18 protein-coding genes are annotated in these 15,778 nt (G+C 62.8%); 8 read left to right on the forward strand and 10 right to left on the reverse strand.

Going from position 1 to position 15,778, the window contains the following annotated elements:
* Positions 1-45 precede the first annotated feature (45 nt).
* From ACIPY2_RS08405 to ACIPY2_RS08430, 6 genes are all read right to left on the reverse strand, one after another.
* The gene (locus tag ACIPY2_RS08405) at positions 46-849 is read right to left on the reverse strand and encodes an enoyl-CoA hydratase-related protein (RefSeq protein ID WP_400265919.1); all 804 of its coding nucleotides are present in this window, start codon (positions 847-849) and stop codon (positions 46-48) included.
* Positions 846-2,087 (reverse strand): CaiB/BaiF CoA transferase family protein, encoded by a 1,242-nt coding sequence (locus tag ACIPY2_RS08410; RefSeq protein ID WP_400266214.1) that lies wholly within the window; start codon positions 2,085-2,087, stop codon positions 846-848. Before ACIPY2_RS08410 ends, ACIPY2_RS08405 begins: the two co-directional genes overlap by 4 nt.
* A 5-nt stretch (positions 2,088-2,092) precedes the next feature.
* On the reverse strand, positions 2,093-3,457 hold the full coding sequence (locus tag ACIPY2_RS08415) for an FAD-dependent oxidoreductase (RefSeq protein ID WP_400265920.1): 1,365 nt from the start codon (positions 3,455-3,457) through the stop codon (positions 2,093-2,095).
* 10 nt (positions 3,458-3,467) lie between these two features.
* A complete protein-coding gene (locus ACIPY2_RS08420) occupies positions 3,468-4,796 on the reverse strand; it encodes an MFS transporter (protein WP_400265921.1) in 1,329 nt (442 codons plus the stop codon).
* Positions 4,797-4,961: 165 nt separating this feature from the next.
* A complete protein-coding gene (locus tag ACIPY2_RS08425) occupies positions 4,962-5,561 on the reverse strand; it encodes a helix-turn-helix domain-containing protein (RefSeq protein WP_400265922.1) in 600 nt (199 codons plus the stop codon).
* An 89-nt stretch (positions 5,562-5,650) separates the two neighbouring features.
* On the reverse strand, positions 5,651-6,031 hold the full coding sequence (locus tag ACIPY2_RS08430) for an Hpt domain-containing protein (protein WP_400265923.1): 381 nt from the start codon (positions 6,029-6,031) through the stop codon (positions 5,651-5,653).
* Between the two features lie 180 nt (positions 6,032-6,211).
* On the opposite strand from ACIPY2_RS08430, the gene ACIPY2_RS08435 reads away from it, so the two are divergent.
* Entirely contained in the window at positions 6,212-6,400 is a 189-nt protein-coding gene (locus ACIPY2_RS08435; RefSeq protein WP_400265924.1) for a hypothetical protein, read from the forward strand.
* A 10-nt stretch (positions 6,401-6,410) separates the two neighbouring features.
* On the opposite strand, the gene ACIPY2_RS08440 is transcribed toward ACIPY2_RS08435, so the two are convergent.
* Both ACIPY2_RS08440 and bioB read right to left on the reverse strand, forming a co-directional pair.
* On the reverse strand, positions 6,411-6,845 hold the full coding sequence (locus ACIPY2_RS08440) for a very short patch repair endonuclease (protein WP_400265925.1): 435 nt from the start codon (positions 6,843-6,845) through the stop codon (positions 6,411-6,413).
* Positions 6,846-7,083: 238 nt separating this feature from the next.
* Positions 7,084-8,106 (reverse strand): biotin synthase BioB, encoded by a 1,023-nt coding sequence (gene bioB, locus ACIPY2_RS08445; protein ID WP_400265926.1) that lies wholly within the window; start codon positions 8,104-8,106, stop codon positions 7,084-7,086.
* 195 nt (positions 8,107-8,301) lie between these two features.
* Between bioB and ACIPY2_RS08450 the strand changes: the two genes are divergently transcribed.
* Positions 8,302-10,029 (forward strand): purine-cytosine permease family protein, encoded by a 1,728-nt coding sequence (locus tag ACIPY2_RS08450; protein WP_400265927.1) that lies wholly within the window; start codon positions 8,302-8,304, stop codon positions 10,027-10,029.
* 97 nt (positions 10,030-10,126) lie between these two features.
* Here the strand turns inward: ACIPY2_RS08450 and ACIPY2_RS08455 are convergent, their stop codons facing one another.
* Positions 10,127-10,312, reverse strand: a complete 186-nt coding sequence (locus ACIPY2_RS08455) for a CsbD family protein (protein ID WP_400265928.1) — start codon at positions 10,310-10,312, stop codon at positions 10,127-10,129.
* Positions 10,313-10,412: 100 nt separating this feature from the next.
* Complete coding sequence (locus ACIPY2_RS08460; RefSeq protein ID WP_400265929.1) at positions 10,413-11,588, reverse strand: zinc-dependent alcohol dehydrogenase; 1,176 nt, start codon at positions 11,586-11,588, stop codon at positions 10,413-10,415.
* Positions 11,589-11,720: 132 nt separating this feature from the next.
* On the opposite strand from ACIPY2_RS08460, the gene ACIPY2_RS08465 reads away from it, so the two are divergent.
* The 6 genes from ACIPY2_RS08465 to ACIPY2_RS08490 all read left to right on the forward strand — a co-directional run bounded on the left by ACIPY2_RS08465 (position 11,721) and on the right by ACIPY2_RS08490 (position 15,670).
* A complete protein-coding gene (locus ACIPY2_RS08465) occupies positions 11,721-11,924 on the forward strand; it encodes a hypothetical protein (RefSeq protein ID WP_400265930.1) in 204 nt (67 codons plus the stop codon).
* Between the two features lie 141 nt (positions 11,925-12,065).
* Positions 12,066-12,314, forward strand: coding sequence for a hypothetical protein (locus ACIPY2_RS08470; protein ID WP_400265931.1), 249 nt, complete (start codon positions 12,066-12,068; stop codon positions 12,312-12,314).
* 136 nt (positions 12,315-12,450) lie between these two features.
* A complete protein-coding gene (locus ACIPY2_RS08475; protein ID WP_400265932.1) occupies positions 12,451-12,954 on the forward strand; it encodes a hypothetical protein in 504 nt (167 codons plus the stop codon).
* Between the two features lie 27 nt (positions 12,955-12,981).
* The gene (locus tag ACIPY2_RS08480; RefSeq protein WP_400265933.1) at positions 12,982-13,599 is read left to right on the forward strand and encodes an SIS domain-containing protein; all 618 of its coding nucleotides are present in this window, start codon (positions 12,982-12,984) and stop codon (positions 13,597-13,599) included.
* A gap of 135 nt (positions 13,600-13,734) precedes the next feature.
* Positions 13,735-14,805 (forward strand): alkene reductase, encoded by a 1,071-nt coding sequence (locus ACIPY2_RS08485; RefSeq protein WP_400265934.1) that lies wholly within the window; start codon positions 13,735-13,737, stop codon positions 14,803-14,805.
* Between the two features lie 166 nt (positions 14,806-14,971).
* A complete protein-coding gene (locus tag ACIPY2_RS08490; protein ID WP_400265935.1) occupies positions 14,972-15,670 on the forward strand; it encodes a GntR family transcriptional regulator in 699 nt (232 codons plus the stop codon).
* The last annotated feature ends 108 nt before the right edge of the window (positions 15,671-15,778 follow it).

Here is a 15,778-nt window from a genome sequence, read left to right on the forward strand (position 1 = left end):
GCGGACTGCGGAGTGGGAGGGCGTGTGCAGGTGGCGTTTAGCGTCCTAGCGTCCCGGCCACACCGGTTGACGCTTTTCCTGGAAGGCGCGGACTCCTTCTGCGGAGTCTTCACTGTCCAGTGCCGCCATCAGTGCCGGCAGCCTGAGGCCGCGGGCTTCCTTGGCCGTGAGGTGCGCGGTCTGTGTAACCATCTGCTTGACAGCCCGGACAGAGGTGGGGGCGCACGCCAGGATCTGGTCGACCCAGCGTTGTACGGCAGCATCGAGTTCTTCGGCCGGAACTACCTCGTTGACCAAGCCCATGGACTGCATCTCTGCGGCATCGGCTTTGCGTCCGGTCAACAACATCCCCATGGCCTGGGTGTACGGGACCCTGCGCACCAACTGGTGGATGCCGCCGTCGAGCGCCAACCGCCCAACGCGCGGTTCGGTCAAGCCGAACTTGGCACTCGAAGCCGCCACTACGATGTCCGCGCCGAGGACGATTTCCATGCCGCCGCCCAGGGCGTAGCCGTTGACGCGGGCAATGACAGGGACGTCCAGGGTGGTGCGGAGGCTCAGTCCGCCGAAGCCGTTGGGATCCAGGCCGGCCCAGTACTCCAGGCCGGTTTTGTCCACGGCGTCGGCGGACATGTCGGCGCCGACGCAGAAGGCGCGGGGGCCGGCTCCGGTGACCACCACTGCCCGCACAGTCGGGTCACTTTCCAGCTGGGACCAGATCCCGTTGAGCTGAGCATGGGTGGTGCCATCCACGGCGTTCAGCACGTGCTGGCGATCGATGGTCACCGTTGCCACGCCGCCGGTGATGTCCAGGGTGACCTCGTCAACCCTTTCTGCGACAACGCTCATCGGAGGACCCCCAGCTGCTGCAGGCGTTCGATGGTTTCCTGATCGAAGCCGTTCTCCAGCAGGACCTCCACATTGTGCTCACCCAGGCGGGGTGCCGTGCGACGGATCAACGGCGGGGTTGCCGAGAGCCGGATGGGTGCGTTCAGCATCTTCACGGTGCCCACCGAGGGGTGTTCGGCCTCCACGATCATGCCGTTCGCTTCAGTCTGCGCGTCTGCCAGGGCCTGCTCCAAGGTGTGAACGGGAGCGTTCAGCAGCCCCTGTTCCTCCAGTTTCGCCGTCCAGTAGGCGGTGGTGTTGGTAGCGAAGTGTTCACGGAAGATGGCCTGGAGGGCGGGCTTGTTCTTGAACTGCTGCTCCAGGGTTGCAAAGCCGGGCCGTTCGGTGAGGTCTTCGTCGAGGTCCAGGGCGTCGGAGATCCGGGCCAGGGGATCGGGCGTGAACCCACCCACCATGCACACGGCGCCGTCGGTGGTTTCGAAGACACCGGAGAGCGGCATGGCACCCCAGTTGACCTCGTAGCCGCGGTTGAGCTGCATGCACGCTTCCTGCATTTGGAGGTGCAGCATGGAGTCGTACATGGTGACTTCCACTTTTTGGCCCACCCCGGAGGTGTCCCGGGTGCGCAGCGCGAGCAGGATGCCCTGCATGAGGTGCATGCCCGTGATGTAGTCGCACAGGGTGGTGGGGTAGATCGCCGGTTTGGTGTCCTCGGACTCGCGCCGCCACATCACTCCCGAGTAGGCCTGGGCGATCGCGTCCTGCCCGCCCTTGTGCGAGTAGGGTCCAACGGGTCCGAAACCGGTGCCGGAGGCCCAGATGATGCCGGGGTTCTTCGCCTTCAGGTCCTCGTAGCCGAAGCCCATGCGTTCCATGACGCCGGAGCGGAAGTTGCTGACCACGACGTCGGCGTCGGCCATGAGGCGATGGAGGACTTCGCGGCCTTCCTCGGTGCGGGTGTCAACGGAGACGCTGCGCTTGTTTCGGTTGATGGACAGGAAGATCGGGTTGTCCTGGCCGTCCTGGTCCGGGAAGGAATTGCGCGAGATGTCGCCTGCTCCGGGACGTTCAACCTTGATGATGTCCGCGCCGTAATCGCCCAACATTTGGGTGCAGGAGGGGCCCATGAACACCTGGGTGAAGTCCACGATCTTGATGCCCTCCAGCGGGAGGGGCGTTGGTGTCGGAGCCGCGGCGGCTTGGGCCGCCGTCGTGCTTTCTGTCGCTTCCGCTGTCATGAGGCTCATGCCGGCACCACAGCGTCTGCGTCGATGGTGGCGTTCGACGACGGGACGTCGCCCGGGTCGGCGCCGTGCCGGCGCATGCCCGCCTGGATTTCAAGAGCGGACACGTCGCGGACCAGGATGTTGTTTTCGACAGCGAGGGCTGCCGCGACGCCCACTGCCTGGCCCATGGCCATGCAAGGCGGGATCTCGCGGGACATCTTCTGGGCCTCGGGGGTGGCGGAGTAGTGGCGGCCGGCCACGAGCAGCTGGTCCACTTCCTTGGGCAGGAGCGAGCGGTAGGGGTAGTAGTAGTCGCGGCCGCGGGCCACGGTGTCGGCGAAGTGGCGGCGCTGGGTGACGTCGTCCTTGGTCATGACGTATTCGCCCTGCAGGAGGCGGGTCTGCCGGACGCCCATCTGGGAGGCGACGTCCAGCATGTAGCACTTCTCGAAGCCGGGCAGGTGGGCACGGACGTAGTCCACGGCTTCGGAGATCTTGTCGCGGGCCGCGAATTCAGCAGCAGTCATATCGGCGGGATCGACGCCGTCGAAGCCCGTCATGTGCGGGGCGTTGCACCACACCACGCCCTCAATGGGGGTCTTGAGCCACCACAATTCCCAAGCTCCGCCGAGGATGCGCTTGATCTTGCGGTTGATGGCGCGGGCTTCCTTCGGGTTGGCCTGTTCGAAGGCCTCGGCGGCATCGGTGTCCACGTTGCCGAGGCGGAAGACGAGGGTGGTGAGGTAGTTGTCCTTGGCGTAGCTGGCGCCTGCGCGGGAAGCGACGTCAATGTCACCGGTGGTGTCAATGACGACGTTGGCCATGAATGCTTGCGGACCGGACTTGGTTTCGCAGATGACGCCCTTGATCAGGCCGTGGTCCACGATGGGGCGGGAAAACCAGGAGTGCAGGCGGAGGTCCACGCCGGCTTCACGGACGAGATCGTTGGAGACGCGCTTCCAGCCGTCGGGATCGAAGGCTGCGGCGTAGCAGATGGGCTTGGGGTTGGTGTGGGAGTGGAAGTCGAAGGTGCCGAAGCGGCCCCACTTGTTCCACAGTTCCTCGGAGGTCTTGCGGTCATCGGCCGGCGGGACGACGGCCAGGCCCAGCTTCTGGAGGCGCTCCACGTACTCGGACACAATGCCGGTGACAGTGATTTCCTGGCCGTTGATCATGTCATCGAGCACCAGGACCATGCCGCCGGAGGCCAGGCCGCCCAGGGATGAATAACGCTCCAGCAAGGTGACCTTGGCACCGGAACGGGCTGCCGTGACGGCAGCGGCCACACCAGCGGGGCCGCCGCCTACGACGAGTACATCGGAACGGGAGATGACCGGGGCGGTGAGGTCCGCCGTCGTGGTGGAAAGTTCGAGGGAGTTCATGGTGAGGTCCTTACTTGCCGACGAAGATGCCGTTGGAGCGGCGTGCGGCGATGTAGAAAACGATGCTGAGAATGGACAGTACGGCCACGTAGACCGGGAAGATCCAGGTGAGGTTCAGGGATTGGAACCAGACCAGGAGGTAGGAGGCGGTGCCGCCGAAGACTGCTACGCCAATGCCGTAGCCCAGTGCGACGCCGGTGCCGCGGATGTTCTTGGGCATCAGGGAGGAGCTGACCACGTTGTACAGGGTCATGTTGAGCACCAGGACAATCGAGCCGCCCAGGAGGACCGCTGCGAAGCCGCCGATGCCCGGCTGTACGTAGAGCAGCATGAGGAATACCGAAGGAATAGCCAGGACACGGGTCACCAGGAACCAGCGGGACATGGCCTTGCCGTCCGACAATTTGCCGATGACCCAGCTGCCCACCACCAGGACGACGGCGAGGGCGGTTGTGAGGGCGAAGACCGCAGTGGGGTCTTCTTTGAAGCCGCTGCGGGCTGCCGTGGGAAGACCGACGTTCCAGGCGTAGTTGTAGGCCTGGGCCGCGCCCACCACGAAGACGATGGCCAGGACGGACAGCCAGTGCTTGCCAACGCCCTTCCACACCGCACGGGGAGTGTTGGTGGCCATTTCCTCTTCCTTGAGCGTCTCCGGGAGGGAACGGCGAAGGAACAGAACCACGAAGCCAAAGAGGGCGCCGATGATGAACGGAACCCGCCAGCCCCACTCGCCCATTGCTGCGCCGCCGATCACCAGGCTGCACAGGAAGCTGACGAGGGAGGCCATCAGGATGCCGATGTTGACGTAGAAGGACATGATGCCCGCGACGTAGCCTTCTCGGCCTTCCGGGGCCAACTCGACGGCGTGCGACGTTGAAAGCGGTGCCTCGATGCCTGTCGAGATGCCTTGGAGTACGCGGCACACCAGGAGGATGATGCCGGACCACGCGCCGATGGTGGCGTAGCTGGGAGTGATTGCAATGACCAGTGTGGTTCCTGCCATCAGCATGATGGACAGGAGCATGACCCGGCGCCGGCCGATGCGGTCCGCGAGGGTCCCGAGGAGGATGCCGCCCAAGGGCCGGAAAGCGAATCCGACGGCGAAGACGGCCAGGGCATTCAGCGTCGCGGACAGCGGTTCGGTGCTGGGGAAGAAGTTGGGTCCGATGAAGGCAGACAGGAGTCCGAAGACCATCCAGTCGTACCACTCAAGGGCGTTTCCGAGGCCCAGGCCCAGAAGGCCTTTGCGGACCTCCGGGGAGAACTTCGCGTTCTTGGCGGCGGATGGGTGGTTGGTTCGTGATGCGGGGACGGCGTTGTCCGTTTGGATTTCGAGCATGGAGGTTTCCTTACGCTGACGCCCGGGAGGGCGTGAAAGGGTATGACGCAGGAACGCCCGTTGGAGGAGGCGTCTGATGCGAAAGTGGCAAGGAGTGTCAGCGGCCACGGGGATCGTGTCCGGACAGTTAAGGGAAAACGCCAGGGCCGCTCGGGAGCGGCTGCGTTACCACGCGTGTGGTGCGTTGACCCAGATGGCTACGCATACCTCTTCGTAGCTGTTCTTGTACCAGTGGGGAATTTCGGAGGAGTAGGTGATGGAGTCGCCCTCTTCAAGGCTGTAGCAGACGCCGTCCAGATAGACGTCCTTACGGCCGGAGATGATGTAGCAGAACTCTTCACCGCTGTGGGTAAAGGGGGTTGCGCTGGTGTCGTGCCCTGGGGGCGTGCTGATCCATTGCGCTTCGATGCTTCCGTCCCGGTTGGGGGTCAGCAGTTCGTGTACTGCCTCGCCCACGGATTCCCGGGTGACGTTTTTTAGGTTGCGACGTTCGGACCTGCGGACCACGGGGGACTTTGACTCGTCCTGTCCAATGAAGAACCTCCCTACGGGGATGTCCAGGCCGTGGGCCAGTTGGGCCAGTGTGGTGAAGGAAGGATTGGCCATGCCGCGTTCGATCTGGCTGACGATTGCCTGGCTGAGGCCGGTGATCTCCGAGAGTTGGGCCAGGGTCATGCCCTTTGCCTTGCGCATGGTGCGCACCTTGTTCCCTACAGTCGCCAGCAGTTCGCTGGTGGCTGGCGGAGCCGGTGTCTCGGTGGTCATTGCCGCATCCTTCGTTGGTGAGCTAACTCACACAACTATAGTGAAGATTTTTAGCGGGTCAATGGTTTTCTTTACTTTGCTGAAGATTTTTACGGAAGTGGCGCTTCGAGCTGGCAGATTGTGCCAAAGACAAAGGCATCGATCTCATCAACCAGCGGGCTCAGCTCACCAAGGTGATCACCATTCGGCAGGAGCTTCATGCTGAGCTCCAACTCCGTAGCCAACCTGCGGAGGCAGATGGCTCCCACCATGTGGCTGGATGTCTTCAAGCTCAAAACCGCATCCATGGCGTCTTCGATGTCCAGATTGTCCAGTGCGTGGTGCAGCCGCGCGACCCTCCACGGCAGCATGGCCACATAGTTCCGGACAAAATTGCTGACGATTGACTCGTCTCCACCCAGTTCAGCCCGGAGTTCGGAGAGGGCGGCGGGATCCACCAGCGAGTCAGTGCACTCGTCATACTCGGACACCAAACTCCTCCCGTCTCCAAACAACAGATTCACGATTCAACAGTAGGGCGCGGGGAACTTCGGAGGTGCCGCAAAACCAAAGCTTGATGCAATCTTGAGCGGACTCAGAGGAAGTCTTGATCGGGTTACCTGACAGTAATAATGACCGGTTGAATGTTCGCGGATCAGGGGGATTCCAGCGTGGTAACAGGAGAGGTTCCAACCATGGACGGCGGCGTTCGGCCCTCCGCGGGGCTGTTGGTCATCATCGTCTTTTGCCTGGCCGTTCTGCTGGGCATTGGAGGCACGTCGGCTTTTGCCTTGTGGCAGCAAGCTGCGCAGTCGTCCGTGGGCCATTCGGCAGAATCCAGTGCGTCCTCCACACCGTAGAACGTCCGCGCTAAAAGCCCTCCAGGAACGCCACCAGCCGATCCTCGAGGACGGAACGATCTTTGAGTTCGCACTCCCAAACGGTTAATGTTTCCCAACCTGATGCGCTCAGCTGCTCGCGCTGCAAGGAATCGCGCTCGCGGGTACGTGTGCGCTTGGCTTCCCAGAACTCGGCGTTGGCCGCCGGTGCGTGGAGGCCCGCCTTGCAGTCGTGGAAATGCCAGAAGCAGCCATTGACAAAAATGACCTTGCGGCGGCCGGCGAACACCAGGTCGGGGCGGCCAGGCAGCTTGGCCGCTCCGTTCTGGCCGTGCAGCCGGTAGCGGTAGCCCTTGGCATGCAGGAGCTTCCGAACCAGGAGTTCGGGCTTGGTGTCCTTGCCGCGGATCCTGGACATGTTCCTGCTTCGCTGCTCCGCAGTCAGGAGATCGCGGCTCTGGCCCATGGATCCAGCCTACGCGCCTATCCCTGGAGGCTCCCGTGCCGTGAGCACGCGGCCGTCCAGTCCCGCGGAGTTACCTGGACTTTCATGCGCCGGCCGCAGGAGGGGCAGTACCTTGGCGGCTCCATCGCCAGCTGCTGTTGGCAGCTTCGGTGCGAGTCCGACGTCGGACTGTCACCTTTGGCGGCCACGCCGCTTTCCACGGTGCCACCGCAGTACCCGCAGCGGGACTCCTCGCCGGTCACAGCGTCTTTTGCAGTTCCTTGATGGGCATGTTGAGCTCCACCAGGAGGTTCAGGTCCGCTGTTGCCGGGCGGCCAAGGGTGGTGAGGTAGTTCCCCACGATCACCGCGTTGATACCTCCGAGCAGTCCTTCACGCGTGCCTAGATCGCCGAGGGTAAGTTCACGGCCGCCGGCGTAGCGCAGGACCGTGCGGGGCATCGCAAGCCGAAACGCCGCGATGGCGCGGAGGGCATCCTTTCCGTCCATCAGTCCCTGGTTCTCGAGCGGGGTGCCGGGGCGGGGGTTGAGGAAGTTCAGCGGGACTTCGTGCGGCTCCAACGCCGCAAGCTGGGCGGCGAGTTCGGCACGCTGCTCCAGGGATTCGCCCATGCCGATCAGGGCGCCGCAGCAAAGCTCCATGCCGGCAGCCTTGACCATGGAACAGGTTTCCAGGCGTTCCTCGTAGCTGTGCGTGGTCACTACCTCGGGGAAGTAGCTGCGGGCCGTCTCCAAATTGTGGTTGTAGCGGTGGACGCCCCATTCTTTGAGCTGGTCCACCTGGTGCCGGGTGAGCATGCCCAACGAACAGGCAATGTTGATGTCCACTTCCTCGTTGATTCGCTCGATTGCGAATTTGATCTGGTTCATGAGCTTGATGTCCGGGCCTCGGACGGCTGCGACAATGCAGAACTCGGTAGCTCCGGTAGCCGCGGTTTCCTTGGCTGCCTTGACCAGCTCCGGGATGTCCAGCCATACCCCGCGGACGGGGGAATCAAAGAGGCCGGACTGGCTGCAGAAATGACAGTCCTCCGGGCATCCGCCGGTCTTGATGGAGATGATGCCCTCCACCTCCACGTCTTCGCCGCAGTGCTTGAGCCGCACCTCATGGGCCAGCTGCAGGGCAGCGGGGATGGCGTGGTCCGGGAGCCGGAGAATCTCGATCAGCTGGCCTTCATTCAGGCCCTCACCACGTCCCAGCACCTGTTCGCGGGCGGTTTCGAGGATGGCGTAGCGGGCAACGTCATGAGGTGCAGTGGTCATGTCCTCGACGGTATCCGCGCAGGTGGGGGGCTGTTTTGTGGGGTGCGTACAAAGGGTGAACCGCCTTTTTAGTACGGAAGGCGCGGTACGGGTGATGCAGAAGTTACAGCTGCGAAACATCGTTGTGACTGGATTGACGCGCCGCGTGACTAGCGTCGTGGACGTAGCACCCTCCCCGGACGAAAGCGACCACGCATGAGCGACGACAAGACGAGTACCGCAATACTGGAGCCGGCGACGGCGGCAAGCAGCGCCGTCGGAATCGGCGGCGCAGGCGCATCGCCTCAAGGCAACGCCGACGCATTGAGTGCCGCGAAGGAGAGCCTCGAGGATTACACCCTCAGGTTCGCCCCGCGGTCCTATCGGAAGTGGAGTGCCGGCGTAGTGGCAACCAGTGCCCTCGGCGGCATTGCCTACCTCGCCGATTTCTCCATCGGCGCGAACATCGGCATCGCTTACGGCACTGTCAATGCCATCCTTGGCATCGTGGTAGCGGCCGTCATCATTTTTGCCACGGGTTTCCCGCTGGCCTACTACGCCGCCCGGTACAACATAGACCTCGACCTCATTACCCGGGGTTCCGGTTTCGGCTACTACGGCTCGATCGTCACCAACGTCATCTTCGCGACGTTCACGTTCATCTTCTTCGCCCTTGAAGGCTCCATCATGGCCCAAGGCCTTGAACTTGGCCTCGGTGTTCCCCAGTGGTTGGGTTACGCGGCGTCCACCATCATCATCATTCCGCTGGTGATCTACGGGATGAAGACGCTCGCTACACTCCAGGTATGGACCACACCTTTGTGGCTGCTGCTGATGGTGGTCCCCGTTGGCTACCTGGTGATCTCCCACCCCGAAAGCATCGATTCCTTCTTCGCCTACACGGGTGAATCCGGTAACGGTGGACCGAACCTTGCCTCGGTGATGCTGGCTGCGGGTGTCTGCCTCTCCCTGATGGCACAGATCGCCGAACAGATCGACTATCTCCGCTTCATGCCGCCCAAGACCGCCGAGAACAAGGGTGCTTGGTGGCGCGCGGTGATCCTGGCCGGTCCCGGCTGGGTGCTGTTCGGTGCGATCAAGCAGATCGTCGGGCTCTTCATCGCCATCTACCTCATCGCCACCCTTGATCCGTCAGCCTCCGTCCACGCCAATGAGCCGGTCCACCAGTTCCTGGGTGTGTACCAGGAGATGATGCCGGCCTGGCTGGCCATGACCCTGGCCGTGGTGCTGGTGGTCATTTCGCAGATCAAGATCAACGTCACCAACGCCTACTCCGGTTCGCTCGCCTGGACCAACTCGTTCACCCGCATCACCAAGACCTACCCCGGCCGGATGGTGTTCGTGGTGGTCAACCTGGTGATCGCGCTGATCCTCATGGAGTCGAACATGTTCGACTTCCTCAACACCATCCTTGGCTTCTACGCCAACTGCGCCATGGCCTGGGTTGTGACGGTGGCCTCGGACATCGCCATCAACAAGTACCTGCTGAAGATTTCCCCGAAGGTTCCGGAATTCCGCCGCGGCATGCTCTACGCCGTGAACCCCGTGGGCTTCGTTTCCATGCTGGTCTCTGCAGGGGTCTCCATCGCCGTGTTCTTCGGAGCATTTGGCGCGGCGGTGCAGCCGTACTCGCCGATCTTCGCCGTCGTCATCGCACTGATCATGCCGCCGGTCCTCGCCATCGCAACTCGCGGCCGGTACTACCTCCGCCGCCAGGACGATGGAATCGACCTGCCGATGTTCGACGCCGACGGAAACCCGAGCAACGAAAAGCTCCTGTGCCACGTCACGGGCATTGAGTTTGAACGTCCGGACATGCTCCGCTCTGCCCAGGACGGGCCCGACGGCGAACCCCGGTACATCTCGTCCCTCGCCTTGTCCACGGACAAGTCGGGCGGGTACGTGCTCCCGGCGCAAAAGTAGGTTCCGGAGCTGTCCGCCCAACTGGGTGCAGGCAAACGCCCCGGTTCCCTTGGCGGGAGCCGGGGCGTTGCGCTGTGTTCGTTTGGTGCTGGGAGGCTTACTTGTCGAAGACGTCCTTGGCTGCATCCTTGACGTGTTCGCCGGCCTGCTTTGCTTTGGCTTCGGCCTGGTCGGCAGCGCCTTCTGCCTGCAGTTTCTCGTTGTTGGTGGCGTCACCCAAGGCTTCCTTTGCCTTGCCGGTGACTTCCTGGGCCTTGTTGCTGATCTTGTCTCCGAGTCCCATGAGGGCCCCTTTCGGATAGGCGAACGCTGACGATCGCTAGGCTAGCTAGCAATTCTGTAAGTTTGCTGAATATCTGCGCAACTGCACGGGCGTGCCTGGATCAGGGCTTCAGCACCACTTTGATGCAGCCGTCCTGCTTCTTCTGGAACTTCTCGTACAGGCCGGGCGCGTCCTCAAGCCCGCCGGTATGGGTCACCAGGTGCATGACGCCCAGCGGATCGGCGTCGTCCTCAACCAGGGGCAGGAGCTGATCGGTCCACCTGCGCACGTTGCACTGGCCCATGCGGAGCTGGATCTGCTTGTCGAACATCGTCAACATGGGCATTGGATCAGCCTGGCCCCCGTAGACGCCGCTCAGGGAGATGGTTCCGCCGCGGCGTACCAGGTCCACCGCAGTGTGGAGTGCCGCGAGCCGGTCAACGCTCATGGTCTCCATCGCGACCTGGGCGGGCTTGTCCGGCAAGAGGGAGACTGCCTTGTGGAGGAAGGATGCCACGGGGGAGCCATGGGCTTCCATGCCGACGGCGTCAACCACCGAGTCGGGTCCGCGACCCAATGTCTGTTCACGGATCTGCGCGGCAACATCCGGGCCGTAGTCCATGGTTTCCACACCGTGGGCTTCTGCCATTGCCCTTCGTTCCGGAACGGGGTCCACGCCGATGACACGGAAGCCCTTGTGCTTGCCGATCCTCGAAGCGAACTGGCCCACCGGCCCCAGTCCCAGGACGGCTAAGGTTCCGCCTTCGGGGACGTTTGCGTATTCCACCGCCTGCCACGCGGTGGGGAGGATGTCCGAAAGGAAGAGGTACCGTTCGTCCGGAAGATCGGAATCGATCTTGACGGGCCCGTAATCGCCGAAGGGAACACGCAGATATTGGGCCTGGCCGCCGGGAACCGAGCCGTACAGTTCCGAGTACCCAAAGAGGGCCGCGCCGGAACCTTTCTCCTTTACCTGCGTGGTTTCGCACTGGGACTGCAGGCCCTGGTTGCACATGTAGCAGCGTCCACAGGAGATATTGAAGGGGACCACCACCCGATCGCCCTTCTTCAGTCGATGCACTTCCGGGCCTACTTCTTCCACGACGCCCATGGGTTCGTGCCCGATGACATCGCCCTTGTGCATGAACGGACCCAGGATTTCGTACAGATGCAGGTCCGAACCGCAAATAGCTGTGGAGGTGATTCTGACGATCACGTCCGTGGGTTCCTGGATGGTTGGATCGGGAACTTCAATGACGCTCAGTGAGCGCCTGCCTTGCCACGTCACTGCCTTCATAGTCGCTCTCCCTGCTCTTGGCTGGAGGTGTCCCGCTCTGCAGGAGACCTCTCCAGCGAATCAGAGATGCAAGCAGGGCACAAGGTCGCCGGCGGCCTCGACACCCTTGGTTGCCGGTCCTAGATTGAAGCTATGAGCCAGGAACCGAGCGAGCCGGGCGGCGCACCCGCCGGTCCTCCAAAGCAGGCTGTACCAGCCGACGTCGAGAGTCACGACAGCGACCCGGGGACGGGCGATTTCTCGACGGAAGTGGACCCCACCTTCATCCCCGACGATAGCGGCGAATCGCCGGAAGAGAAGCGCGCGCGGGAGCATCCCGAGGCCACGGGCAGCTAAGTAATAAAACGACGACGGCGGCAGTCGGCGCTGCAGCGATGCTCACTTGTGTCCAAATATTAGTAAGCAGCCTGATAAATAGTGTTAATATGGTGGGAGGTACAAACATCTGTCGGGCAGTGAAGACCGAGGAGTGAGCAGTTGTCGATCATACAGAATTCGCCGGTTCCGGAAGACACCCCCTATGTACAGGAGGGCCTGACGGGGTTGCTGAGGGCAGGGGCCGAATACGTTCACTGCGGGGAGCCCATGGCCTTCGCCACGTCGTCCGCCCGGAGCATCTACACCCCCATCACCACCGAAGACGAAGGTGACCCTCTGATGGATGTCTATCTGGAAACCCGCGTGCTGCAGTGCGCCTGCGGGTTCCGCATGGAATTGCCCGCTTAGGAACAGGCGGCGGGCACGGTGTTTAGCAGCGACTCCGGACGGGTACACCGGGGATATCACCCGCCTGATGAGGCACAGTCACAGCGTGGGCCAGGAGCGGCGCCCAAGAAAGCCGTTCACCAAGGAGGCAATCCACATGGATACCGGGCAATTGGTTCTGATTATCGTAGTGGCCGTCATCGTCATAGCCGCGGTGATCATCGCGGTGGTGGTTGGGCGCCGGAAAAAGACTGAAGCGAACCGCCGTCGTGCGGTTGAGTTGCGGGAAAAGGCCGACCAGGAAGCTGTAGGCGCACACCAGGCGAAAGCCCAGTCCGCCCAAGCTGAGGCTGCTGCCGTCCAGGCCGAAGCCGAAGCCAACCGTCTGCGCCGGGAGGCTGAACGGCACTCCACCAAGGCGAAGGAAGCCAGTGGACGCGTCGAGGAACACCTTCGCCATGCCGAAAAGCTCGATCCTGACGCCAACACCCGTTCCGACGACTCCGACCCCAGCCGTTCCAACGACTCCGCCCGCAACCGTGACGTGGATGTTGAACACGACGGACATCGCCTGACGCGCGACCGCTCCCACCGTGACAGCACCGTGCGCCAGGATTCGGGGCGCGATGGGTCTTTACGGGACGGCGATAGGAACGCATAGTTTCAAGGGAGAGACGGAGGCGGGGAAGTGAGCATCGTGGTAAGGCGAACAGGACAAACGGTGCGCTCATCGGACGCAAAGCAAAACAGGCATGCGGTGGACGTGGTGTTGGGCCACTTGGGCGAGATCGGCCCGGCCGTTGCAGCTCTGCGGCGTGAGTCGTCGAGGCTTGCTGAATGGGGCGAGGAACTGGCCAGGGCCAGGCTCCGTGGAGGCAAAGTGTTCGCCGCCGGAAGCGATGGTTCGGCCCACGAGGCACAACGCTTTGCCTCCGAACTCACCGCCCACGATGCTGCACACGATCACGGTGGCGGCCCCGGCTCCTTCAAGGCCATAGTTGCCAACAAGGAAGCCGGGGAGACCATCAGGGACCAGATTCCCACACTGGTCAAACGGGGGGACATCGTGGTGCTCCTGGCTGCCAAGGGAATCACCGATGACCTCCGCGATGCCGCAGCTGCGGCCAAGTCTGCCGGCGCCAAGGTCTGGGCCCTAACGGGCAGGGATTCCAAAGAGCTGGGACAAGCTGTCAGCGAAGCGATCAACATCAATACGGACCCGCCGCATGCCGAGGAGGCCCACTTGGTGGCCGTGCTTGCGCTCTGCGAATGCTTCGACGAGGCAATGCGGGAGCTGGCGAAGTAACAGCGCGGGTAGGAAAGCAGCGGTGTGACCGCTGCTTCCTGCATGTTTGATGTGATCTGCCCCTCATCGCGGAATAGTTGCAGACGCCGCACAGTTAGGCAGGATGAACCTCATTCATTCTGAAAGGAACTGCGCATGCTGTTTTCCCCCTTGGCACTCGGTGAGCTTGAACTTCCCAACCGTTTGGTCATGGCGCCATTGACCCGTTTGCGTGCCGGGCTGAACGGTGTTCCGAACGATCTGATTGCCGAGCATTACCGCCAGCGGGCTTCGCTGGGCCTGATCGTTAGTGAGGGTACCTACCCGGCGCCTGCCGGCCAGTCCTACACCGGACAGCCGGGTTTGGTCACCGAGGAACAGGTTTCCGGCTGGAAGAAGGTCACCGACGCCGTCCACGCTGAGGGTGGCAGGATCTTCGCGCAGATCATGCACGGCGGCCGTGTTTCGCACGCGGACATCACGGGCGGCCACGAGATCGTTGGCCCGAGCGCCGTAGCAATCGAAGGCGAGGTCCGTACACCCAAGGGCAAGCAGGCCTTCCCGGCGCCCCGCGAACTCCGTACCGACGAACTGCCCGGAGTCATCCAGGAAATCGTCACCGCTTCCCGCAACGCGATTGAGGCCGGATTCGACGGCGTAGAACTCCACTCCGCCAACGGTTACCTCCTTCATGAATTCCTCGCCCCGAACTCGAACGTCCGCACGGACTCCTACGGGGGATCGCCCGAGAACCGTGCGCGCTTCGTCATCGAGACCGTCAACGCCGTGGTGGAAGCCCTCGGTGCGAACCGCGTAGGCATCCGTATCTCCCCGGAGCACAACGTGCAGGGCATTGCCGAAACCGATGCCGCAGATGTTCGCGCCACCTACGAGGTCCTGGTGGACACCATCGCCCCGTTGAACCTTGCCTACCTCAGCATCCTGCACCATGATCCCAAGGGTTCCCTGGTCCAGGATCTGCGTGAGCGCTTCAACGGAACGTTCCTGGTGAACACCGGCTTCAGCGAAATCACCACCCGTGAAGAGGCAATCGCCCTGGTGGCAGACGGCCTCGCGGATGGTGTGGTTGTTGGACGGCCCGCCATCGCCAACCCAGACCTCGCCCGTCGCTGGCGCGAGGGCCTTCCGCTCAACGAGCCAAACGCGGCCACGTTCTACGCCGAAGGCGCCGAGGGCTACACGGACTACCCGTTCTACGCCAACTAGGCACAAAGCACCCCCACCGATCACGACGTCGGCACTCGCTTGAGTGCCGGCGTCGTGCGTTAACGGGTGCCCAGTTGGGGGAGTGGGGGCGGATTATGACGTCGAAAAGGTGGGCACTTTTGGGGATGTCGGAGGCTTGGGCGGCGCGTTCCTATAGGATTTGGGCATGCCTGCAGCTTCTCCAAGGTCCGTCCGTACCGGTCTTCCGGTGAGCCGCCAAGTCCTTGCCGACCATGTGTATGAGGCCCTTCTTGAGTGGCTCATGGACGGGCGGCTGGAGCCGGGCGCCGCAGTCAGCATTGACGGTATGGCCCGGGAACTTGAAGTTTCGCCTACTCCCGTGCGCGAGGCCCTGGCTCGACTGGAACACACGGGCATGGTTCGCCGGGTGGCCCTCAAGGGGTACCGTGTGGCGCCCGTGTTCACGCGCGAGGACTTCGCGGAGCTCATGGAAGCCAGGCTCTCGATTGAGCCGGTGAATGCCCGGCTGGCCTGTTCCCGCATGACACCGGACGGCCTGGACGCCTTGAAGCAGGCGGTGGAGGACCTGAAGACGGCGCCCCGTGGCGGCACGTTCGCCGAATACCGCAGCTATCTCGAAGCAGACGAGCGCTTCCACCAACTCATCGCCGCCCAAGCCAGCAATCAGTTCCTCCTCGCGGCGTACAACACCCTCGGCGGGCAGATCCAGCGCTTCAGGTTGTTCGGGGGAGTGGGTATCACCGACGCTGAGCAGGCTATTGCCGAGCACCAGGCGGTATTGGATGCCATGATGAGCGGCGACCCCGAGAAGGCGGCCCAGGCCATGGTCCACCACGTCGAGCAGGTCCGTGGCCGCGCCATGGCGGACGCACCGGAAGACTAGCCAACCGGGTGTAGCCCACCCACAAGCCCAGCGCCCGAGTGACCCCCTTCACAAACATATGTAAGACATATAGGATCTAGGAAGTTTCCGCCAAAGGGTTGACAGCTT

The sequence above is a fragment of the Paenarthrobacter sp. NPDC089675 genome, assembly GCF_044749185.1.
GTDB lineage: Bacteria > Actinomycetota > Actinomycetes > Actinomycetales > Micrococcaceae > Arthrobacter.